Annotated in this window: 32 protein-coding genes; 26 read left to right on the plus strand and 6 right to left on the minus strand. The window is 63.4% G+C overall.

Annotated features, from left to right (window positions below):
• Position 1 precedes the first annotated feature (1 nt).
• Both QE399_RS19565 and QE399_RS19570 read left to right on the plus strand, forming a co-directional pair.
• On the plus strand, positions 2 to 451 hold the full coding sequence (locus QE399_RS19565) for a glycine zipper 2TM domain-containing protein (protein WP_309831440.1): 450 nt from the start codon (positions 2 to 4) through the stop codon (positions 449 to 451).
• Between the two features lie 39 nt (positions 452 to 490).
• Complete coding sequence (locus QE399_RS19570) at positions 491 to 919, plus strand: thermonuclease family protein (protein WP_309831442.1); 429 nt, start codon at positions 491 to 493, stop codon at positions 917 to 919.
• Between the two features lie 7 nt (positions 920 to 926).
• Here QE399_RS19570 and QE399_RS19575 read toward each other — a convergent pair whose 3' ends face one another.
• From QE399_RS19575 to QE399_RS19585, 3 genes are read right to left on the minus strand one after another with little or no spacing between them, the layout of a single operon-like run.
• The gene (locus tag QE399_RS19575; RefSeq protein ID WP_309831445.1) at positions 927 to 1574 is read right to left on the minus strand and encodes a hypothetical protein; all 648 of its coding nucleotides are present in this window, start codon (positions 1572 to 1574) and stop codon (positions 927 to 929) included.
• A complete protein-coding gene (locus tag QE399_RS19580) occupies positions 1571 to 2251 on the minus strand; it encodes an SOS response-associated peptidase (RefSeq protein WP_405043982.1) in 681 nt (226 codons plus the stop codon). Before QE399_RS19580 ends, QE399_RS19575 begins: the two co-directional genes overlap by 4 nt.
• Before the next feature lie 9 nt (positions 2252 to 2260).
• Complete coding sequence (locus QE399_RS19585) at positions 2261 to 2443, minus strand: DUF3606 domain-containing protein (protein ID WP_309831448.1); 183 nt, start codon at positions 2441 to 2443, stop codon at positions 2261 to 2263.
• Between the two features lie 542 nt (positions 2444 to 2985).
• On the opposite strand from QE399_RS19585, the gene QE399_RS19590 reads away from it, so the two are divergent.
• Positions 2986 to 3198, plus strand: coding sequence for a hypothetical protein (locus tag QE399_RS19590; protein ID WP_309831450.1), 213 nt, complete (start codon positions 2986 to 2988; stop codon positions 3196 to 3198).
• A gap of 559 nt (positions 3199 to 3757) precedes the next feature.
• On the opposite strand, the gene QE399_RS19595 is transcribed toward QE399_RS19590, so the two are convergent.
• Positions 3758 to 4012 (minus strand): hypothetical protein, encoded by a 255-nt coding sequence (locus QE399_RS19595; protein ID WP_309831452.1) that lies wholly within the window; start codon positions 4010 to 4012, stop codon positions 3758 to 3760.
• A gap of 444 nt (positions 4013 to 4456) precedes the next feature.
• On the opposite strand from QE399_RS19595, the gene QE399_RS19600 reads away from it, so the two are divergent.
• From QE399_RS19600 to QE399_RS19655, 12 genes are all read left to right on the plus strand, one after another.
• Positions 4457 to 4666 (plus strand): hypothetical protein, encoded by a 210-nt coding sequence (locus tag QE399_RS19600; RefSeq protein WP_309831453.1) that lies wholly within the window; start codon positions 4457 to 4459, stop codon positions 4664 to 4666.
• Positions 4667 to 4860: 194 nt separating this feature from the next.
• Positions 4861 to 5031 carry a hypothetical protein gene (locus QE399_RS19605; protein WP_309831455.1) on the plus strand — a complete coding sequence of 57 codons (171 nt, stop codon included), beginning with the start codon at positions 4861 to 4863 and terminating at the stop codon, positions 5029 to 5031.
• 61 nt (positions 5032 to 5092) lie between these two features.
• Entirely contained in the window at positions 5093 to 5581 is a 489-nt protein-coding gene (locus QE399_RS19610) for a hypothetical protein (RefSeq protein WP_309831457.1), read from the plus strand.
• Between the two features lie 8 nt (positions 5582 to 5589).
• Positions 5590 to 5763, plus strand: coding sequence for a hypothetical protein (locus tag QE399_RS19615; RefSeq protein ID WP_309831458.1), 174 nt, complete (start codon positions 5590 to 5592; stop codon positions 5761 to 5763).
• On the plus strand, positions 5763 to 5966 hold the full coding sequence (locus QE399_RS19620) for a hypothetical protein (RefSeq protein WP_309831461.1): 204 nt from the start codon (positions 5763 to 5765) through the stop codon (positions 5964 to 5966). The genes QE399_RS19615 and QE399_RS19620 overlap by 1 nt, the downstream gene beginning before the upstream one ends.
• Before the next feature lie 7 nt (positions 5967 to 5973).
• The gene (locus QE399_RS19625) at positions 5974 to 6201 is read left to right on the plus strand and encodes a hypothetical protein (RefSeq protein ID WP_309831463.1); all 228 of its coding nucleotides are present in this window, start codon (positions 5974 to 5976) and stop codon (positions 6199 to 6201) included.
• Complete coding sequence (locus tag QE399_RS19630; protein ID WP_309831465.1) at positions 6198 to 6515, plus strand: hypothetical protein; 318 nt, start codon at positions 6198 to 6200, stop codon at positions 6513 to 6515. The genes QE399_RS19625 and QE399_RS19630 overlap by 4 nt, the downstream gene beginning before the upstream one ends.
• 115 nt (positions 6516 to 6630) lie before the next feature.
• Complete coding sequence (locus QE399_RS19635; RefSeq protein WP_309831467.1) at positions 6631 to 7665, plus strand: coiled-coil domain-containing protein; 1035 nt, start codon at positions 6631 to 6633, stop codon at positions 7663 to 7665.
• Between the two features lie 11 nt (positions 7666 to 7676).
• The gene (locus QE399_RS19640) at positions 7677 to 8483 is read left to right on the plus strand and encodes a hypothetical protein (RefSeq protein WP_309831468.1); all 807 of its coding nucleotides are present in this window, start codon (positions 7677 to 7679) and stop codon (positions 8481 to 8483) included.
• Entirely contained in the window at positions 8483 to 9145 is a 663-nt protein-coding gene (locus QE399_RS19645; RefSeq protein WP_309831471.1) for a hypothetical protein, read from the plus strand. The genes QE399_RS19640 and QE399_RS19645 overlap by 1 nt, the downstream gene beginning before the upstream one ends.
• Before the next feature lie 47 nt (positions 9146 to 9192).
• On the plus strand, positions 9193 to 9681 hold the full coding sequence (ssb, locus tag QE399_RS19650; protein ID WP_309831473.1) for a single-stranded DNA-binding protein: 489 nt from the start codon (positions 9193 to 9195) through the stop codon (positions 9679 to 9681).
• 10 nt (positions 9682 to 9691) lie between these two features.
• On the plus strand, positions 9692 to 10273 hold the full coding sequence (locus QE399_RS19655) for a hypothetical protein (RefSeq protein ID WP_309831475.1): 582 nt from the start codon (positions 9692 to 9694) through the stop codon (positions 10271 to 10273).
• On the opposite strand, the gene QE399_RS19660 is transcribed toward QE399_RS19655, so the two are convergent.
• Positions 10274 to 10486: a hypothetical protein gene (locus QE399_RS19660; protein WP_309831477.1), complete on the minus strand. Its 213-nt coding sequence runs from the start codon at positions 10484 to 10486 to the stop codon at positions 10274 to 10276.
• A 130-nt stretch (positions 10487 to 10616) separates the two neighbouring features.
• Between QE399_RS19660 and QE399_RS19665 the strand changes: the two genes are divergently transcribed.
• Complete coding sequence (locus QE399_RS19665) at positions 10617 to 11534, plus strand: DNA cytosine methyltransferase (protein WP_309831478.1); 918 nt, start codon at positions 10617 to 10619, stop codon at positions 11532 to 11534.
• Between the two features lie 7 nt (positions 11535 to 11541).
• On the opposite strand, the gene QE399_RS19670 is transcribed toward QE399_RS19665, so the two are convergent.
• The gene (locus tag QE399_RS19670; protein ID WP_309831480.1) at positions 11542 to 11748 is read right to left on the minus strand and encodes a hypothetical protein; all 207 of its coding nucleotides are present in this window, start codon (positions 11746 to 11748) and stop codon (positions 11542 to 11544) included.
• A gap of 59 nt (positions 11749 to 11807) precedes the next feature.
• On the opposite strand from QE399_RS19670, the gene QE399_RS19675 reads away from it, so the two are divergent.
• The 10 genes from QE399_RS19675 (at position 11808) to QE399_RS19720 (ending at position 17018) form a co-directional block, all read left to right on the plus strand.
• Complete coding sequence (locus QE399_RS19675; RefSeq protein ID WP_309831482.1) at positions 11808 to 12062, plus strand: hypothetical protein; 255 nt, start codon at positions 11808 to 11810, stop codon at positions 12060 to 12062.
• Positions 12055 to 12891 (plus strand): hypothetical protein, encoded by an 837-nt coding sequence (locus QE399_RS19680; RefSeq protein ID WP_309831484.1) that lies wholly within the window; start codon positions 12055 to 12057, stop codon positions 12889 to 12891. Before QE399_RS19675 ends, QE399_RS19680 begins: the two co-directional genes overlap by 8 nt.
• A complete protein-coding gene (locus QE399_RS19685) occupies positions 12881 to 13105 on the plus strand; it encodes a hypothetical protein (protein WP_309831486.1) in 225 nt (74 codons plus the stop codon). Before QE399_RS19680 ends, QE399_RS19685 begins: the two co-directional genes overlap by 11 nt.
• Entirely contained in the window at positions 13102 to 14133 is a 1032-nt protein-coding gene (locus QE399_RS19690; protein ID WP_309831488.1) for a hypothetical protein, read from the plus strand. The genes QE399_RS19685 and QE399_RS19690 overlap by 4 nt, the downstream gene beginning before the upstream one ends.
• Positions 14134 to 14240: 107 nt before the next feature.
• Positions 14241 to 14543 (plus strand): hypothetical protein, encoded by a 303-nt coding sequence (locus QE399_RS19695; protein ID WP_309831490.1) that lies wholly within the window; start codon positions 14241 to 14243, stop codon positions 14541 to 14543.
• Between the two features lie 105 nt (positions 14544 to 14648).
• Entirely contained in the window at positions 14649 to 14936 is a 288-nt protein-coding gene (locus QE399_RS19700) for a hypothetical protein (protein WP_309831492.1), read from the plus strand.
• Positions 14909 to 15433, plus strand: coding sequence for a hypothetical protein (locus QE399_RS19705; protein ID WP_309831494.1), 525 nt, complete (start codon positions 14909 to 14911; stop codon positions 15431 to 15433). Before QE399_RS19700 ends, QE399_RS19705 begins: the two co-directional genes overlap by 28 nt.
• The gene (locus QE399_RS19710) at positions 15430 to 15717 is read left to right on the plus strand and encodes a hypothetical protein (RefSeq protein ID WP_309831496.1); all 288 of its coding nucleotides are present in this window, start codon (positions 15430 to 15432) and stop codon (positions 15715 to 15717) included. The genes QE399_RS19705 and QE399_RS19710 overlap by 4 nt, the downstream gene beginning before the upstream one ends.
• A 60-nt stretch (positions 15718 to 15777) precedes the next feature.
• Positions 15778 to 15984, plus strand: coding sequence for a DUF4224 domain-containing protein (locus tag QE399_RS19715; RefSeq protein WP_309831498.1), 207 nt, complete (start codon positions 15778 to 15780; stop codon positions 15982 to 15984).
• 8 nt (positions 15985 to 15992) lie between these two features.
• Positions 15993 to 17018 carry a site-specific integrase gene (locus tag QE399_RS19720; protein ID WP_309831500.1) on the plus strand — a complete coding sequence of 342 codons (1026 nt, stop codon included), beginning with the start codon at positions 15993 to 15995 and terminating at the stop codon, positions 17016 to 17018.
• The last annotated feature ends 174 nt before the right edge of the window (positions 17019 to 17192 follow it).

Raw genomic sequence — 17192 nt, forward strand, 5'->3', positions numbered from 1 at the left:
CATGCGTGCTGCAATTCTTTGCCTATGCCTTGCCGCTACAGGCTGTGCAAACACCACCGACCCGAGCACCTATTCGGTGGGATCGGTCGGGCAGGTGAACCGGAGCGTGCCGGGCATCATCATTAGCGCCCGTGCTGTGACGATTAATACCAACACTGGCACCGGCGGGGCAGTTGGAGGTGTAGCTGGAGCGGTGGCCGGTTCCAGTATCGGCGGCGGGGCTAGAGCAAATGCACTTGGCGCTATCGGCGGTGCAGTCGCTGGCGCTTTAGTTGGATCCGCGATTGAGCAAGGCGGCGCCAATCAGCCAGGCATGGAGTATGTGGTCTCCACCTCTAATGGCGCGCTACTAACGGTCACTCAAGGGCTCGAGCCGCGCCTCCAGGAGAACGAAAAGGTCATCATCCTCTACGGCAGCCCCGCCCGGATCATTCGAGATCCACGACCCTGACTCCGTACCCAGCTCTGTGCAGAGGATGGGCTGTAGCTTGTGATCTCGGCCGCACTGCTCTGCCTCATCGTCGGAGTTAGCGACGGCGACACCCTGACCGCGCGCTGCGGCAAGCCTGGAGCCTATGAGCAGGTGAAGGTGCGGCTGTCCGCCATCGACGCACCGGAGAAGGCCCAGCCGTTCGGCCAGCGCAGCCGGCAGCACCTGGCGGATCTGTGCTTCCAGCAGCAGGCCACCCTCACCCCTAAGACCAAGGACCGCTACGGCCGCACCGTGGCCGATGTGGAGTGCCGTGGCCAGGATGCAGGCACTGAGCAGGTGCGCGCCGGGCTCGCTTGGTACTACGTGCGATACGGCAAAGGCTACGAGCAGTTGCGTGCCTTGGAAGCGGAAGCCCGCAGTGCCGGCCGGGGGCTGTGGTCAGAGCCTGGTGCTGTTGAGCCCTGGAACTGGCGGCGCCCCCGATAACACGTGCTCAGTCGGTCGACCCTGTAGGGTTGTTGAAGCGCGCACGGGCGCCGGTCATAGCACCTTCAATGCCCCGCACCGCTGCGGCTTCAATGGCGGCCTTCCCCTTCGGTGTGATCGCCAGGACGACAGCGCTGGCTGTCTCCGGCACCTCCCCAAGGATGATTTCAGCTTCGATCAGACCGGCCTCCTGCAGTTGCCAAACGAATTCCTGCGGCTCGCCGAGCGCCGCACGAACAGGCATCGGCATTTTCGCGAGGAGCTGCAGGTACTCGTCCGCAGAAGAGGCCTCCGGCACTACAGGAACTGTGGCGGCGTCGATCTGAGCCTTCAGCCAGTGGTGCCCGCCGAGGTGCCACAGCTTCGCGTACCGCTCCCAGCTGAGCGTTGTGCGCCATGGCTCCGGCATTCGGGCTTCTGGCGGGGGCTGCGTTCCCAGAAAACTATCCTTCCAAGGTTCATCATCAAGCCTCACGTCTGGGTGGGTGCGGCATTTGGACAAGACCATCTCTCCCTTTTCAAGGTCAACGATTTGCGCCCAGTCGGCGTCAAACAATCGGACCGCCTTGATGCTCTCCATCGTGTCAGCCATCCGAAGATCCTCCCAGCCGCCGATGGTCTTTTCGTAGGTGGCAAAGAACAGTGCGTATTTCATGATGCCTCCGCAGGCGCAGCATTGAAGATATCGACGGGTGGGACGCGCAGCAATGCTTTGGCGTCCGCCACGGTGCCGGCCAGCCACTGGTCATAATCCTCTGGCGCCAGCGGGATCACGCTGCGCTTGTCCTGCCGGTCCGGAGGCAGTTTGGGATCAGGCTTGTGCATGCGGCGCATCAGCGGGTGGGCATCCGCGTTGATCGTCAGCATCGTGTAGCTCTCATGCTCCTGGCCTGTGGCTGGGTCTTTCCAGATGCTCCAGAGCCCCGCCAGCCCCCACGGCCGCCCGTCCGCACGCCGAAAGCGCCACCATACGTTCTTCCCCGTCTCCCAGTTCGGCTCGTCAAAGTCTTGGGCGGGGATGATGCAGCGCTGACCGCGCGCCCAGGGATGCTTGTAGCTCGCCTTGGCTTCCAACTCCTCCGACCTGGCGTTGTTCGTGGGGTACTTCAGGCGCGCTTCCTTCGCGAACCACGGGATCAGCCCCCACGTGCCCACCGCCAGCTCGCGCGTGTACCCCGCATCGTTGTGGGCCCGCCGGATGAATGGCCCCTGTCCCCGCGGAAACAGCACCTCGTCCCACCACCGTCCACCTTGCCCCGGGTTCTTTCCCGTGATCTCCCATTCCAACTCAATGTCTCGAATGTCTGGCGGCGGCTTGTAGCGGTTGCACACGAGACCGCCCTACTTCTTCACACCGTGCAGGTAGGCACGCACAGCGTTGGCTGAGTGGCCAACCGCCTTAACGGCTTGGCGCAGCTCTTCTTCACTGCACTTCATGGATGCGGTCCAGTCGCGCACCTCATGCGGCTGCTCCAGGCTGATTAGTTGACGGTCCTGGCCGGTCTTCTTGGGGTCATCAGACATTTTTGTTGCTCCAGTTGTGGGAGCAGCCATCGTAGGAACGGCGTGTAGCGGCAGATGTAGGACGGGTGCCGCAGCCCCGACGCCGGCCAGGCCAGGCTTCCCTAGCGTGCATTGAAACTGTATATTTGTACAGTGTTTATGCATATCTTCCGCATCCGCTCCGGTGGCTACCGCGCCTCCCGCACCTCCATTTGGCAGTCGTCGGTGGCCGGCTGGCTGGACTACCGGATGAGCCTGCCAGACGATTACGGGCCCAGATGGGAAGCCCACTTGCGCGCGGCACCGGGCGGCAGGGATCTGATCACGCCCTTGCAATGGGCTCGCATTCGGCGAATCGATGGAGTGCTGCATCTGGCTGGGCGCGAAGAATGCGGCCGGCCGAACACGAAAGCGAAATCTGATCTCCAACCGCAATCATGGCTGTGTGCGCTGACCCCGGGAGACGCTGAGCCTCTGATCGCACGAATCCGCTTCACATCCGCGACGGGGTACACAGCCGACGAAGACGATGAGTACGAACCATTCCCACCCGAGACGCGCCAATGAACAACCCACCTGACCACCCCACTCTGCTGACTATGCCGGCCTGGTGTTGGCGCGAGCCATCCACGGTGATCTTGCCGCGCCCGGCCGCCGATTACGAGCTGCGCGAGGTGCAGCCGGACTGGTTCGAAGTGCGGGAGCGGGACAGCGCAAACCTCATCTGGTCTGGCATCGGGCCCGTGAGCGTCACGGTATCCAACGCTCCCTTCTGACACGAACACTCGCAGTGTGCCTTTGCCCGGTGATGCCGGGCTTTTTTGTGCCACGATGGCGCGCATTACCGGTCAGCCATGGAGGGACTGATGGAATTTTGGTCACTGGATAACACGCCAGACGAGACAGTGCAGATCATTCGTGAAGAGCATGGCGCTTTCCAAGCGTCGATTGGAGCTCTCACTCTGAATTGGGCGGACCTGGAACGCGTGCTTAGGAGCACCCTACGTCACTATGCAGGCGTCTCTCCCGAGGTGGGGCGGGCACTTTTTTCGGGCACTCGCGCGCGAGGGGCCATGGACTTCCTGAACTCGATCGCCCATAACATTGGACTGGCGCACGAGCGCGCGCAAGATCTGAAAGATGTCTTTGAAGTAATTGGGCCGATCAACAGCATGCGCGACTTTATCGTCCACCATGTGGATGGCTCCATGATTGAGTCGGATGACGACAACCCTCGCCTTCGCAAGATTTCTGATGTAAACGCCAAGTCCCGCATAGGCAAGCGGCAAACCGTTTGGATCAGTTCCGCTCTGGTTTATGACATGTGCCACGACATCACGGAGTGCTGCTGGAGGCTGCAGGCTCACTGGGAGCCTGGCTCATTTCGTCGGGGCGTAGGCCCTTCCGGCGCGCCTTCTCCATGGCGGTATAAATCTCCTCAGCCAATCCTTCACGATCGTGGTCAATCACGTCCACCAGACAAGCAGCCCCCGCCCAAGTCATCTCGGGAGTGATCTGCTCCGCGATCGCCGCACTGTCGGCAACCAGCCCACCCACCTCGGTGGGCTTTTTTTCGTCCGCTCGCTCCATCTCTGCTCCTTCGCCCGAGGGGCGTGGAGGAATTTTAGCGATTTGAGTAGCTTTTGCTATTGACAACCATCGGTAGCGATTGCTACAGTTCACCCATCGCAGCACACAACAGCCCCGGCTGGTGCCGCGATGGGGCCAATCCATCGAGAGCAACCCGACATGCGTCTTTAAAACAGCGAGAGGATGAAGGTGGCTGCGGCCGCCCTGCCCCTGATCCCGTGCGGCAGAAGCAAAAGCACACGCGGCGCACCCTTTCATGAACGTGCGGCGACCCTCTGGCCCCGAAGCTGGAGGTGGGGAGAAAACGGCACCCGATAGTGATCGGGCACACGGCGCCAGGCCGACGCAGGAGCCCGCAGTGCGGGGAGATGCCTGCAGCCCTGACCCCAGGGCGAGAACCAAAGGCGCTTCCATTGAGGCGCTTTTGTTTTTCAGGAGAACGACATGATCCTCAACCAAGCCCAGGCCGAAGCCGTCTACAGCGCCATGTGCGCACTGAATAACGTGAGCGGCCGCTGCACCGAGTTGGCGATTGGCGACGGCGATGCCATCGTGCAGAACTACACGAGCGGCACGGTGATCGTGATCGACGGCAATGCGACCGAGCGTTACGCCGATCAAACAGCCTTCGCCACCGCCTACAGCCTGCAATAAGGTCAGGAACCACCTCCCTCCCACCCTCGTCCCCGAGGGTGTTCGCCCCGCCAGCCGGGGCTATTTCTTTTCCAGCCGCGCAGGGGGTTCCCTGAAAACCTCTACCCCCCCATTCCCCCTGCAGCCCTGATGGGGCAGCGGCCTCTCTACAACCACCGGCCCGCCGCGTGCGGGCTTTTTCTTTGGAGCGCGACATGGACCCCAAAGCAGTAGACGCCGCGCTGGCCCAAGCCCAGGCGACAGAAGCCGTCCTGCGTGCTTTTGTCGATGACATGGTCAAGCATTTCGAGGGCGGCTACGAGCCGCTTGCTGTCGCAATCGCACGGGTGTACGTCGCCAAGTTGCCTGCGCCGCAATCAGCCTGAGCGCACTACACCACCACCCAAGCCGCCCACCGAGGCGGCTTTTTCATGCCCGGAGCAATCCATGAACACTGAAACTCATCCCGGAGAATCTGCGGTGACGTGCTTTGGCTGCCATGTGCGGCAGAAGAACTTGTCCCGCGAGAAGCGGCATGCGGCCGCGCAGCATCGGAAACAGGCCAAGCTGGAGAAGCTGCAGGTTGATGCCTATGCACTACGTCAGAAGGCCAAAACGCTGACAACGGAGTCACGCATCTGCGCCGCCAGTGCCAAGGCGGCTCGCGACGAAATGCTGGAGCACGCAGAGGCGGCGCTGAAGCAACTCACAGCCCGCATGCCCCCCGAATACCAGGGGTGGGGCGCCACCAAAACCCACATCTTCGCGCAGCTGCTGCAGGTGCTGGCGGCGCAGGTCAACCGCGTCAGCCCATCGCTGCCAGTGATTGCCGAGGCGCTGCAACTGCTGCTGACGCATCACACCTGGGACGACCGCACCTTGATGCGCCTGGGAGGAGCACGCACTGCCGCGTGGCCTGCGGAGACATCGTGCTGAAAGATCCCATGAACACCCACGTCAACCCCGTGCACGGCGCAATCCTGCACCGCTGGTGGGCGCTGCCCGCCGACATAGACCACCTGGCGCGAGAGCAGGCGCTGCGCGAACGCGATCACGAGCGCCGCTTGATGGCCCACCCCGATCCGCGCGATCCAGACCATCCTGAGGATCGCGACTGATGACCGCCGACGTAACCCGCCGCGCATCGCTGATCGAGGACCGCGCACGCGAAGCCAGCGCCCGCAGCCACCGCGCCCACAAGCGTGAGGCCGCCGCCATCGGCCTCCTGATGGAGGCCCGCGAGGGCTACCGAAATCAACCCAAGGCCTGGAACCCCGAGCAGTGGATGGCTCGCGTGGAGCTGTTCCTGGCCGTGTCGTGAGGATGCCATGCCCCCCATCGAAAACCTGAAAAACGCCCTGATGCTGGTGATCATCGCCGCAGCGGCGCACCTGCTTGTCGGTGCCTTTGCCGCTGACGAATCGCTGGCCGCTGCAGAGCACGAGGAAGCTGAGGCCCTGTCCTCGCGCGAGTTCGCCGGCCGCCGGGTGTGTGGTGACCGCACGGCCAACTGGCTGGACGACAAGACGATTGAGTGCCTGAAGGAGACGCCATGAGCGCTAAGCACACGCCAGGGCCTTGGAGCCTTAACACGCAGTACGCCGACATAGAGGTGCGCGGACCGGCGGAAAGCGGGGTACTGATCGCCGTGATGAGCCCTTGGGGCATCGCCGCCGATACGGAAAGCCCGCAGGCGGCAAATGCCCACCTGATCGCCGCCGCACCCGAGCTGCTGGAGGCGCTGCAGGGCCTGGACGAAGCGTATTGCCGCGCCGGAGCGCCGCTCACTAGGGAAGAGCGCCACGAAGACCGGAAGCGGTTGATCGCGGCACGCGCCGCCATCTCAAAGGCCACGGGGGCCGCCCCATGAAGCACTTCTATTGGCTTCTGGCCTGGACCTTCATCGTCCTGCCATTCCTCGCCGCCCTCGCCCTGGTGCGAGCAAACGCCCAGTACATCGGGCACTGGATTCTTTGAAAGAGCACATGAGCAGCACAACTGAACTGATCGTTCTGCCGCCGCCGGAAACGGTGCGCGAGGTGTTCGTCAAACCACTGGGCCTGCAGCCCTACCTGGATCAAGTGCGCGAGCACCTGGACACCTTCGTGCCCGACACCAGCACCAAGAAGGGTCGCGACGCCATCGCTTCCATCGCCTACCAAGTTGCCAAGGGCAAGACCGCCGTGGACAACCTGGGCAAGGACCTCGTGGCCGAGATGAAGAAGGAGCCCGCGCTGGTTGATGCAGAGCGCAAACGATGGCGCGACCAGATGGACGCCTGGAAGGATGAGGTGCGCAAGCCTCTCACCGACTGGGAAGAAGCCGAGGCGGCGCGCGAGGCCGGCCACAAGGCGGGAATCGAATGGTTCCAGCTCCGAGCCAAGGAGCACCACGACCTGGACGCCGCCGAGATCCGCGCATCGCTGGCCGAAGTCGAAGCGAAGACCGTGGACGAGTCCTGGCAGGAATTCGAACCAGAGGCCCGCAGCGCCAAGGCGAAGGCCGTTGCCGCCCTGACCGCCGCGCTCACCGCGCGTGAGAAGTACGAGGCCGAGCAGGTGGAGCTGGCCCGCCTGCGTCAGGAAGCCGCAGCCCGCGAGCAGCGCGACCGCGAAGAGCAAATCGCGCGGGATGCTGCGGCGCGCGCGCAGCTTGAAGCTGAGGCCAAGGCCCAGGCCGACCGCGACGCCGCCACGCGCCGCGAGCAGGAGCTGCAGCAAGCGAACGAGCGTGCCGAGCGCGAGAAGGTCGAAGCCCAGCAGCGCGAGCAGCAGGCCGTGGCTGACGCTGCGCGCCGCGCCACCGAGGCCGTCGCCGCCGAGCAGCGCCGCGTAGCCGCCCAGGCCGAAGCCGACGCGCAGGAGGCCAAGCGCCGCGAGGCCAACAAGGCGCACCGACAGCGCATCAACCGCGCCGCGCTAGACGCCCTGGTGGAAGGCGGGCTCTCCGAGGCCGACGCGAAGACGGTCATCACCCTGATCGCCAAGAAGGCCATCCCGGCCGTTTCCATCACGTACTGAAAGACCGAGCCATGAACGCTGTCGTTGAAGTTGAAACAGCCAGCATGGTTCCCGCCAAGAGCGCGAACCCCACCGCTGAAGTCGTCGCCCACGCCAAGACCGTCCAGCAGGTCATGCAGGCCGTGATGAAGCAGAACGTGCACTACGGCGCGATTCCCGGCGCGGGCGACAAACCCACGCTGCTGAAATCCGGCGCAGAGGTGCTGTGCATGACCTTCCGCATTGCCGACCGCTACGAGGTCACGGACCTGTCGCGCGACGGCGTGATCCGCTACCGGGTCAACTGCATTGGCGAGCACCAGACATCCGGCGCCACGCTGGGGTCCGGGCTGGGCGAGTGCTCATCCGACGAAGAGAAGTACCGCTGGCGCAAGGCCGTCTGCGCCGAGGAATTCGAGGTGACACCCGAGACGCACCGCCGGCTGAAGTTCGGCCGCAAGCAGGGCGGCCACTACACCGTCCAGCAGGTCCGCACGGAGCCCGCAGACCTCGCAAACACCGTGCTGAAGATGGCCTGCAAGCGGGCCAAGATCGCCATGGTGCTCAACGTCACCGCCGCATCGGACATGTTCAGCCAGGACCTAGAAGACCTGGACGCCGAGCTGGTCCGCCACTTGGTGGACGAAGAGCGGCAGGCCCAGGTGCAGCTGCTGCGCGACGAGTGGTGCGCAAAGGCGAAAGCCGCCGCCGACCGGGATGCGCTGTCCAAGGTGATGAAGGAAGGCGTGAAGGTCTTCCAGGGCGCTAAGGACCGCGATGGGTACGCAACCTTTGCCGCTGCTGTGCAGGCGCGCGGCGCTGATCTGAAGGAGTCGTGATGCGCGAGATTCTTTTCCGGTGCTCCAGCATCGGCAAGCTGATGACCGAACCAAAGACGAAGGCCGAAGGCCCGCTGTCTGTGGGCGCGAAGACGTACATCCGCGAGCTGGCCCAGCAAGAAATCTTCGGAGTGGAGTTCGAGTTCTCCAGCAAGGAGACGCAGAAGGGCATCGAGGTCGAAGACCTCAGCATCGCCCTGCTGAACCGTGTGCGCGGCCTGTCGCTCACGAAGAACGCCGAGCGCAAGAACAATGGCCTCATCACCGGCGAGTGCGACCTGTTCGACGCGCCGCGCCGGCGTGGGCATGACCTCAAGTCTTCATGGTCGGCCAAGACCTTCCCCGGCTGGACGAAGGACTGCGAAGACAAGCTCTACGAGTGGCAAATGCGCGGCTACATGTGGCTGTGGGACGCCGACGAGTGGGAGGTGAACCATGCCCTCGTGGACACCCCCGAGCGCCTGATCGGCTACGAGCCGCTGCAGCTGCACGTCGTCAGTCACATCCCCGAGCACCTGCGGCTGACCACCTGGCTGATTGAGCGCGACTTCGCCAAGGAGCGCGCCATCGCCGAAAAGGTCGCGGCTGCCCGCGAGTACTACGCCGAGGTAATCGAAGAGTTCGACCACATCCACCGCCCTGCAGAACTGCAGGCCGCGTGACCACAACACCCGCCGGGCTGGCTGGCGGGCATTTTTGAAAGGCCTATATGGCATCCGTGAACAAAGTCATCATCGTCGGCAACCTAGGGCGCGACCCCGAGATCCGAACCTTCCCCAGCGGCGACCAGGTCGCCAATGTCACCATCGCCACCACCGACCGCTGGCGCGACAAGAGCACCGGCGAGAACAAGGAAGCCACCGAGTGGCACCGCGTGGTCTTCAACGGCCGTCTGGCCGAGATCGTGGGCCAGTACCTGCGCAAGGGCTCCCAGGTCTACGTGGAAGGCAGCCTGCGCACCCGCAAGTGGACCGACCAGGCGGGCGTGGAGAAGTACAGCACCGAGATTCGCGCGGACAGCATGCAGATGCTGGGAGGCCGGCAGGACGGCGGTGGGCAAGACGATGGCCAGAGCGCCCCGGCGCCAGCGCCAGCCAACCGCCGGCCTGCTCCCGCGCCACGAGCCCCAGCGCCAGCGCCGGCCCAGCGCGCCGCGTCCGGCTTCGATGACATGGACAGTGACGACATGCCTTTTTGAAGGGGGTGCTATGCACTGCAAACAATGCAACACCACCAAGGATGCCGACGAGTTCTACAAGGGAAACAAGAGCCGTTGCAAAGAGTGCATCAAAGCCAGTGCGACGGCGTACCGCCTCGCTAATCTGGAACGAGTTCGAGCGTACGACAGGCAACGCGGGTCTAATCCGCAAAGGGTCGCAGCACGCGCGAGCTACGCACAAACGGAGGGAGGTAAGGCCGCCCACGAAAGGGCAAGGCAGCGGTATTTGGCAACCAATCCAAACGCCCACGAAGCGCACCGCCGCTACGCAAAGTCGGAGCGCGGCAAGGCCAAAAAGAGGGAATGGCAAAGCAGCGAGGCAGGAAAGCTCGCAGCGAGGCGCAACACCACATCCCAACGCGCACTGCGCCCCGACAGGAGCAAGGCTCGCATCACGCTCGGCAACGCAGTGCGCGATGGCCGCGTGATCCCGTGGCCCGTGTGCGCCGTCCCCGAATGCTGCGGGCGACCGCACGGCCACCACCCCGACTACAGCCGTCCGCTGGATGTGGTCTGGCTCTGCGACAAGCACCACAAAGAGGTGCACGCCATGGCCCGCCAGGCAGCTTAGTCAGCCTAGACGGAGAGCCCTGGTCGCGATCTCTTCAGCGGCGCGCAGTGCTTCTGCCTCAGACCGATACGGCCCGCCGTCCGGTGATTCGATCGTGCGATAGGGATGAATTTCCAGATCAATTTCTTCGATCTGGAAGCCGAATCCAGCACGCGACAGAGTCACAGAAACATCGTGCCCGTTGGGCAGCTCGACAGAACGGGTGATAGACATGGGCACCTCTGAAAAGGCTCATTCGATCACGTTTCTGTCTCTGCGCCGCTGCGGTTCAATTTCGCGCCCCTAGAGGGCATCCCTTCCCAGGCCCACTGCCAACGCTGCGGGCCTTTTGCATTTCAGCCCCATGGCCGCTTACTACAACGAGTTCGACAAGTACGCGGCTCAGTGGCTGCGCAACCTCATTGCCGCCGGCCACATCGCGCCTGGCGTAGTTGACGAAAGGAGCATCGAGGATGTTCACCCAGACGACCTGCGCGGATTCACCCAGTGTCATTTCTTCGCCGGGATCGGAGTCTGGAGCTTGGCCCTGCGCCGCGCCGGCTGGCCCGACGACCGACCTGTTTGGACCGGTTCCTGTCCTTGCCAACCTTTCTCCGAGGCAGGCCAAGGCGCTGGGTTTGATGACGAGCGGCACCTTTGGCCCCACTTCCACTGGCTCATCAGCCAGCGCCGTCCAGCAGTCGTTATTGGAGAGCAAGTTGCGAGCAAAGACGCAGCACCTTGGCTCGACCTTGTGGCCCTTGACCTGGAAGCCCTGGGCTTTGCCTTCGGGGCGGTTGCTTTCCCGTCTTCGAGCGTCGGTGCGCCGCACATCCGTGACCGCACTTACTGGATGGCCAACTCCAGCAGCACGCGACTGGAAAAGCGGCTGCGATACGCCGGAGAACCGCGCGGCACGCAACGCCGGGGGCATGCTCATGCAGGAAGCCGTCCACCTAGCTGGATGGAACACGCCGGACAGCACCATGACGCAAGCGAAGTCTCGGCCGCCGGTACTGAGCGCCCGCAAGCCGACCGACCCGCAGATCAGCTTGGCAGACCAAGCGTTCCACCTGGCGCCGGGGCCGGCCCGACGAACGGCGTCTGGCGAAATGCTGACTGGCTTCTCTGCCGGGATGCCAAGTGGCGGCCAGTTGAACCCGGCACATTCCCGCTGGCTCATGGGGCTCCCGCCCGAGTGGGACGACTGCGCGCCTACGGCAATGCCATCAACGCGGAAGCCGCGCGCATCTTCATCGAATGCGTGATGGACGCCATCTGACCCCCGATTACGCATCGACGCTCACCCCAAGCTGAGCCAGCTTCGCCGCATAAGAGTCCCGCCGCTTTACCGCCTTCGCAGCGGTGTCGAGCGCCGTCTGGATCGCCTTCGGCCCCTTCGTTGAGTCGGCCTTGATCAGCGCCTGCTTGTGGGCGGCGTCTGCCGCTGCCCGCCTGTAAGTGGCGATGAGTTTGGCGTGTTCGGGATTGTTCAAGGTGGCCTCTTTTCTGAGGCGCCATTTTCGTCTACCCACCCCTATCTATTGGAGGCCGCATGGCAACCGAGATCACTGAGTTTGCGCCGTCAGCTGAAACCGTCACGGCCCACATCGATACATCAATGGAAACAGGCGAGCGCTACAGCGGCGTGTTGATCGTTGGTCACTACCCAGCGCCCAAGGGCGACCCGGTGGAGCTGTGGATAGAGCGCGGAGGCCAGCGCGTGGGATTTCAAGCTGGAGACCTGGCGGCGCTCATCAAGCAACTGAAGCGCTCCGAGCGCATTGCGAAGGAGATGGCGCATGGCTGACACCAAAGACACAGAGCGCGCCGAAGTTGCGCGCGAGATCTGGGGCATCTTGCAATGGTCTGAAGGCCGGCCGGATGCAGAGCTTGAAGACCTGCCAGAGACGCATGCGGTCTGGAAGATGTCCAATGTTGCGATTCTGGCGATGCGCAGGCTTGCCGCGAAGGCCGGGCCGGTGGCCGAAGTTTTCTCCATGTTCCCGGTGGCGCCCGGTGGCGCCGAGAAGCTGCACGTCACCCTGCTCAAGCAGGTGCCAGCCGGCACGAAGCTCTACAGCGCACCCCAGCCCGTTTCCGGCTACCAGCAGGCGCTGGACATTCGAACGGCCCAGGGCTGGACGCTGGGTGGCAAAGCGGTGCCAGTTCTCTACACGGACACGATCAACGGCGAGCAGGTGATGCGCGATGACGTGTGGCTGTGCACCACGGCTGCGCTCGCCCCACATACCAGCTATTCCATGGACGCCGACCCGCAAGGCATACGCGCCATGGTGGCCGACACGATCACCGGTGCGCTGGCGTTCGGCGCCCAGGGCGTAAACCCGCCACCAGAAGGTCACTGGCTGACGCCGTTCTGGAATGCAGCCCGCGCCGATGCCGCATCCCAGCCAGCCGATGCGGCTGATGGGTGGGTCAGCGTGCCGCGCGAAGCCACTGAGGAAATGAAGGCGGCCGCCGTGAAGTACGCGAATGGCCCGGCGGTCTACAAGAACGTCAAGGCCGAGGTGCTGCGCATTGAGGAAGGCATCTACGGCGAGGCGTATGAGGCCATGGTGGCCGCCGCCCCGCCCAGCCAGGATGCAAGCAAGGGGGGCGACCACCATGGCGAATGAACTGGCAACAGACATGGCCTTGCTGGTGGCTCGCATTGAGGCATCGCGAGATTCTTTTGATTTGGCGGACCCCATGCGGCACGTCAAAGCGGATCTGCGACGCGCGGCAGAAGCAAATATCCAACTGGCGCTGCAAGCGGCCAGCGATTTGCTGCGGGCGGCGGAAGACCTGCAGAAGAACCTTGATGACGCTTCAAAAGGAAACCAACCATGACCCCCACCCCCCACCCCGCAGCAGCGGCAGGCCTGCCGGAAGCGCTGCGCCTGGTCAATCGCTACGAACCGGAAATTTTTCGAGAAGATCGAGTCCGGATGGAATTGGATCAATCTGGCGATTGGGTTAAGTTAAACGACATAGTCGCCGCCCTGACCGCATCAGCGCCGGCCGCTAGCAGCGCGGCGCCGAAGCTGGCAGATGCCTTGCCATCGGATGTCTACGCCAAGCTGAAAGCACTTGAAGCACTTTGCGAGTGCAAGACCTGCGGCCCGCACCCAGGGTCTCACGAGCCGCGCTGCCCGTTTCGGCTGTCGTGCGAGATCCAAGATCTGCTGAACACCGCTCCGGCGCCCCAGGCAGGAGCGCCGGCCCGGCACGTTGCCTATCTGGACATTGGTTCAGGCGGCTACGTGGATATTGGCTCCAACCTGAGCGCCGGCGAACTCGCAGCGCTTCCCAGGGGGCGGCACATGTTGGTGATTGCCGGAACCTTTGGAGTCGATGGATACAAGCCGCAAGGCCAGCCCCAGGCAGGAGCAGAGAGCTGTCCGCCGAGCTACGGCGCAACCGAGTACGGCTGGGAACACTTCTTCCCGTTGCAGGAAGGCGACAAGCGATTGATGGCCTTGGTCGTCAGCCTCTATGGCAACGACCACCAGGCATTCGAGGACCTGGAAGCCCTCGTCGCCCTGCGCGCCCGTGGGGCCGTGCCGAGCGACGACGAAATTGCGGATGTGATTCGAGCAATCCCAGGGCTACACCCTTGGGGTATCGGCACAACCGTAAAAGATGCGGTTCGAGTAGGCCGCGCCGTCCTGGCCCGCTGGGGCTGTGCTGCAGTGAGCGCGCCGAGCGTGCCCCTGGTGGCGCTGTTCCGTGAAGCGCTGGCCTGGGGCATGGCTTACGGCCCAGCGATCCCGGCACACCAGTGGGACGAAATGCGCGACACCCAAGCGGCCCTGCTGGCTGACCGTGCCGCTGCGCCCCAGGCGCCGGCAGGGGGAGGGGGTGGGCGTGATGCATGACCTCTACCAATGCGTCGGCTGCGGCTGGCTCACGATCCGTATCCGGTTCTTGAAACCTACGAAAGACGGGCTGCGCTGCAAGCACAGCCTTGAAAAGGAGCCCCACCATGCCGGCTGATACCACCCTGGCGCCCTGCGGGGAGTGCGGCATGCCGTGCACCCGTGTGGAGTACCACCCCTACGCCGCGTGCCTGATGTTCAAGGCTTGCCAAAACTCGGACACGGTGCGAGCAAACCTGCAAGCCGTGCGCGCCCAGGCTGCACCACAGGGGCCGGCGCTGGTGCCGCTGAAGGATGAGGAGATCGAGCGCATGTTCTTCTCAGAAAGCGCTGAGGAAATCATCAAGTTCACACGCGCCCTTGAACGGCGCTACGGCATCACCGGAGCCCCCAATGGCAAGCCGACGTAGCCGCGAGCGCGGCGACAAGCGCGACCGGTGGCAGGAGCCACCACCACCCAACCCACAGCCCGCACCCAGCGGGCTTTTTTGCGCCTAAGGGCAAACGAGGAAAGCATGACCAATATTGACGATGCAGTTCGGCTTTTGCTGGACAACGGCTACATGGTGATGAAGGCAAGCCATCAAATGCAACGCCCAGCAGGGGAGGATGAAGAACTGGCCTTCGGCAAGTCGGCTTACTCAGTCGAAGAGTTCTGCATGCTCCATGGCATCGGCAGAACGTTTTTCTATGATCTCCTGAAGAATGGCCGAGGGCCTGAAATCATGAAGGTTGGCCGGCGCACTCTGATAAGTCGCGGCGCTGCGGAGCACTGGTGCTCGAAGATGGAGCTGGCGAGGTGAAGGTGTGTAGCAAGTGCGCGGAGGTGAAGGGGTTGGAGGGCTTTCCGTCCGACCGGCGCAACAAGGATGGAGCCGCTGGCGACTGCAAAGATTGTCGCAAGAAGCACAAACGCGCATGGGTCGAGGCCAACAGAGAGCGCATCCGCGCCTATGCAAGGACGGAGCAAGTCCTTGCCAAAAACCGGGCGTGGAAGGCAGCAAGACGCGACCAGATGTCCATCTATAGAAGGTCGTGGTACGAAAAGAACAGGGAACACTGCATCACCTATGCGTCCATGTACCTCGAAACCCATCCCGAGCGATCCGAGGTGGTGGCGAAGAAGCGCCAAACCGAGAGCGCCGAGTTGGCTGATGCATATGTGCGGAGAGTGCTATCCAACACCGGAATCCCAGCAGGCGACGCCCCCGACTGGCTCATCGCTCTCAAGCGCGAACAACTAGCCATCAGACGCATGGCCCGCGAACTCAAACAAGCAAGCAAAGGAGAACCGAAATGAAAGCAGCGCCTACCCTGATCGAATCGCTGGCAAGCATGCCTCAAGTCACCACCCAGGGCGACCTGCGGCGAATCGTCTCCAACGCCCTTCTGGCCCTGGCCCGCAAGGAGATCAGCGCCACGGATGTGGAGGCCATGTCGAAGGGCTTGGACTCCATCAGCAACAGCTTGAATGCCGAAGTGAAGGTGGCAAAGATGTCCATCGAGATGCGAGAGCGGGGTTCCGATTTTGGGAAGGTCACTCGCCTGGGTGAGCTTGTGATTGGCATGCCACCAGCCGCTTAGATCATCGGCCCCGAACAACCAACAGCCCGCCTTGAGCGGGCTTTCTTTTTAGGAGGCAGCATGTCCGAATACCTGAGCGGCCCTGAGCTGCACCAGTTGACCGGCTACGCGCGCTGTTCGCAGCAGGCCGCATGGCTCAAATTTCGTAGCATCCCGCACAAGCTGGACGGCGCCCGCGTGATTGTTTCGCGGGTGCATGTCCAGTCGTGGCTGGAAGGTAAGACAGTGATCGCGCGCGGCGGGATGAATGTCGCCGCCATTCGATAGGAGGGGCAATGCCCAAAGTCACGAAGTACCCGCGCCTTCGCACCAAGGTGTACAAGGGCAAGGGCGGGCAGGCGTATGTGTACTACGTGTACGACATGCGGCCCGATGGAAAGCCGGATGTTCGCCTGGGCAAAGACTACGCCACAGCGATCGAGCAGTGGGAGCAGCTGCACAACAAGCTGCCAGTCACCATCGGCCGGCTGGAAGAGGCATTCGCGCGCTTTGAAGAGAAGGAGCTGCCCAAGTACGACAGCAAGGAGACGCGCACCGGCTACGCGAAGAATCTGCGCATGCTACGTCCGGTGTTCGGCGGCATGGCCTGGGATGAGGTGGATCTGCCGGCGCTCCGGCTGTACCTCGACCACCGGACGGCCAAGACGCAGGGCAACCGGGAAATGTCCTTGCTCCGCATTGTGTGGGGCAAGGCTCTGCTCTGGGGAATGACCCGCCTCCCCTGGCCGGCGGCGGGCGTGCGCGGCTGGAAGAACGAAGAGCAAGCCCGCGAGGCCGAGGTGACGCCCGCCATGTTCGCTGCCGTCTATGCGCAGGCCGACCAGGTGCTGCGCGACTGCATGGACATTGCATCCGCCACGGGCATGCGGATCACCGATGCGCGCACGGTACGCATGCCGGTCGATGGCGTCATAACGCACCGCGCCAGCAAGACGAAGAAGGCGGTGCAGTTCATCGTGGCGGATTCCCCTGTTCTGTCCGCGCTGGTGACTCGGCGGGAAGCGATGCGCGCATCCAGCGTCATTCTGCTGTCCACCAGCAGCGGCCGTCAGGTGAGCGCGCGCATGCTGCGCGAGCGCTGGGACGACGCCAGGGACAGCGCCGCATACCGCGCCGAGGTCACGGGCGACGCCGAGCTGGGAAAACGCATCCGGGCCATGTACCTGCGGGACATGCGCTCGATGGCTGCAGACCTCGCGGCTGATGTCGAAACGGCATCAAAACTGCTGCAGCACAGCAGTAAGGCCGTCACGGAAAAGCACTACCGCACCAAGGCCCAACCGTTGCGCGCAGTACGTTGAATCGTTGGCGCAAAAACTCGGCTCTCCAGCGAACCAACTGGCAACTCTTTGCGCCAAAAATGAGCCGCCATCCCGCATGAAACCTCAGTTGTGTGGGGGACTCAAAATCCCCCGCCGCAAGGCGTGCCGGTTCGATTCCGGCCCCGGGCACCACACATTCCAAGCCGCAGGTTG

This window comes from Paracidovorax wautersii, from assembly GCF_031453675.1.
Lineage (GTDB): Bacteria > Pseudomonadota > Gammaproteobacteria > Burkholderiales > Burkholderiaceae_C > Paracidovorax.

Bases quoted from the DNA above. Each gene is read 5' to 3' on its own strand.
- QE399_RS19565 (WP_309831440.1), top strand. From the start codon at position 2: ATGCGTGCTGCAATTCTTTGCCTATGCCTTGCCGCTACAGGCTGTGCA.
- QE399_RS19575 (WP_309831445.1), bottom strand. From the start codon at position 1,574: ATGAAATACGCACTGTTCTTTGCCACCTACGAAAAGACCATCGGCGGC.
- QE399_RS19585 (WP_309831448.1), bottom strand. From the start codon at position 2,443: ATGTCTGATGACCCCAAGAAGACCGGCCAGGACCGTCAACTAATCAGC.
- QE399_RS19590 (WP_309831450.1), top strand. From the start codon at position 2,986: ATGAACAACCCACCTGACCACCCCACTCTGCTGACTATGCCGGCCTGG.
- QE399_RS19595 (WP_309831452.1), bottom strand. From the start codon at position 4,012: ATGGAGCGAGCGGACGAAAAAAAGCCCACCGAGGTGGGTGGGCTGGTT.
- QE399_RS19600 (WP_309831453.1), top strand. From the start codon at position 4,457: ATGATCCTCAACCAAGCCCAGGCCGAAGCCGTCTACAGCGCCATGTGC.
- QE399_RS19605 (WP_309831455.1), top strand. From the start codon at position 4,861: ATGGACCCCAAAGCAGTAGACGCCGCGCTGGCCCAAGCCCAGGCGACA.
- QE399_RS19610 (WP_309831457.1), top strand. From the start codon at position 5,093: ATGAACACTGAAACTCATCCCGGAGAATCTGCGGTGACGTGCTTTGGC.
- QE399_RS19615 (WP_309831458.1), top strand. From the start codon at position 5,590: ATGAACACCCACGTCAACCCCGTGCACGGCGCAATCCTGCACCGCTGG.
- QE399_RS19620 (WP_309831461.1), top strand. From the start codon at position 5,763: ATGACCGCCGACGTAACCCGCCGCGCATCGCTGATCGAGGACCGCGCA.
- QE399_RS19625 (WP_309831463.1), top strand. From the start codon at position 5,974: ATGCCCCCCATCGAAAACCTGAAAAACGCCCTGATGCTGGTGATCATC.
- QE399_RS19630 (WP_309831465.1), top strand. From the start codon at position 6,198: ATGAGCGCTAAGCACACGCCAGGGCCTTGGAGCCTTAACACGCAGTAC.
- QE399_RS19635 (WP_309831467.1), top strand. From the start codon at position 6,631: ATGAGCAGCACAACTGAACTGATCGTTCTGCCGCCGCCGGAAACGGTG.
- QE399_RS19640 (WP_309831468.1), top strand. From the start codon at position 7,677: ATGAACGCTGTCGTTGAAGTTGAAACAGCCAGCATGGTTCCCGCCAAG.
- QE399_RS19645 (WP_309831471.1), top strand. From the start codon at position 8,483: ATGCGCGAGATTCTTTTCCGGTGCTCCAGCATCGGCAAGCTGATGACC.
- ssb (WP_309831473.1), top strand. From the start codon at position 9,193: ATGGCATCCGTGAACAAAGTCATCATCGTCGGCAACCTAGGGCGCGAC.
- QE399_RS19655 (WP_309831475.1), top strand. From the start codon at position 9,692: ATGCACTGCAAACAATGCAACACCACCAAGGATGCCGACGAGTTCTAC.
- QE399_RS19660 (WP_309831477.1), bottom strand. From the start codon at position 10,486: ATGTCTATCACCCGTTCTGTCGAGCTGCCCAACGGGCACGATGTTTCT.
- QE399_RS19665 (WP_309831478.1), top strand. From the start codon at position 10,617: ATGGCCGCTTACTACAACGAGTTCGACAAGTACGCGGCTCAGTGGCTG.
- QE399_RS19675 (WP_309831482.1), top strand. From the start codon at position 11,808: ATGGCAACCGAGATCACTGAGTTTGCGCCGTCAGCTGAAACCGTCACG.
- QE399_RS19680 (WP_309831484.1), top strand. From the start codon at position 12,055: ATGGCTGACACCAAAGACACAGAGCGCGCCGAAGTTGCGCGCGAGATC.
- QE399_RS19685 (WP_309831486.1), top strand. From the start codon at position 12,881: ATGGCGAATGAACTGGCAACAGACATGGCCTTGCTGGTGGCTCGCATT.
- QE399_RS19690 (WP_309831488.1), top strand. From the start codon at position 13,102: ATGACCCCCACCCCCCACCCCGCAGCAGCGGCAGGCCTGCCGGAAGCG.
- QE399_RS19695 (WP_309831490.1), top strand. From the start codon at position 14,241: ATGCCGGCTGATACCACCCTGGCGCCCTGCGGGGAGTGCGGCATGCCG.
- QE399_RS19700 (WP_309831492.1), top strand. From the start codon at position 14,649: ATGACCAATATTGACGATGCAGTTCGGCTTTTGCTGGACAACGGCTAC.
- QE399_RS19710 (WP_309831496.1), top strand. From the start codon at position 15,430: ATGAAAGCAGCGCCTACCCTGATCGAATCGCTGGCAAGCATGCCTCAA.
- QE399_RS19715 (WP_309831498.1), top strand. From the start codon at position 15,778: ATGTCCGAATACCTGAGCGGCCCTGAGCTGCACCAGTTGACCGGCTAC.
- QE399_RS19720 (WP_309831500.1), top strand. From the start codon at position 15,993: ATGCCCAAAGTCACGAAGTACCCGCGCCTTCGCACCAAGGTGTACAAG.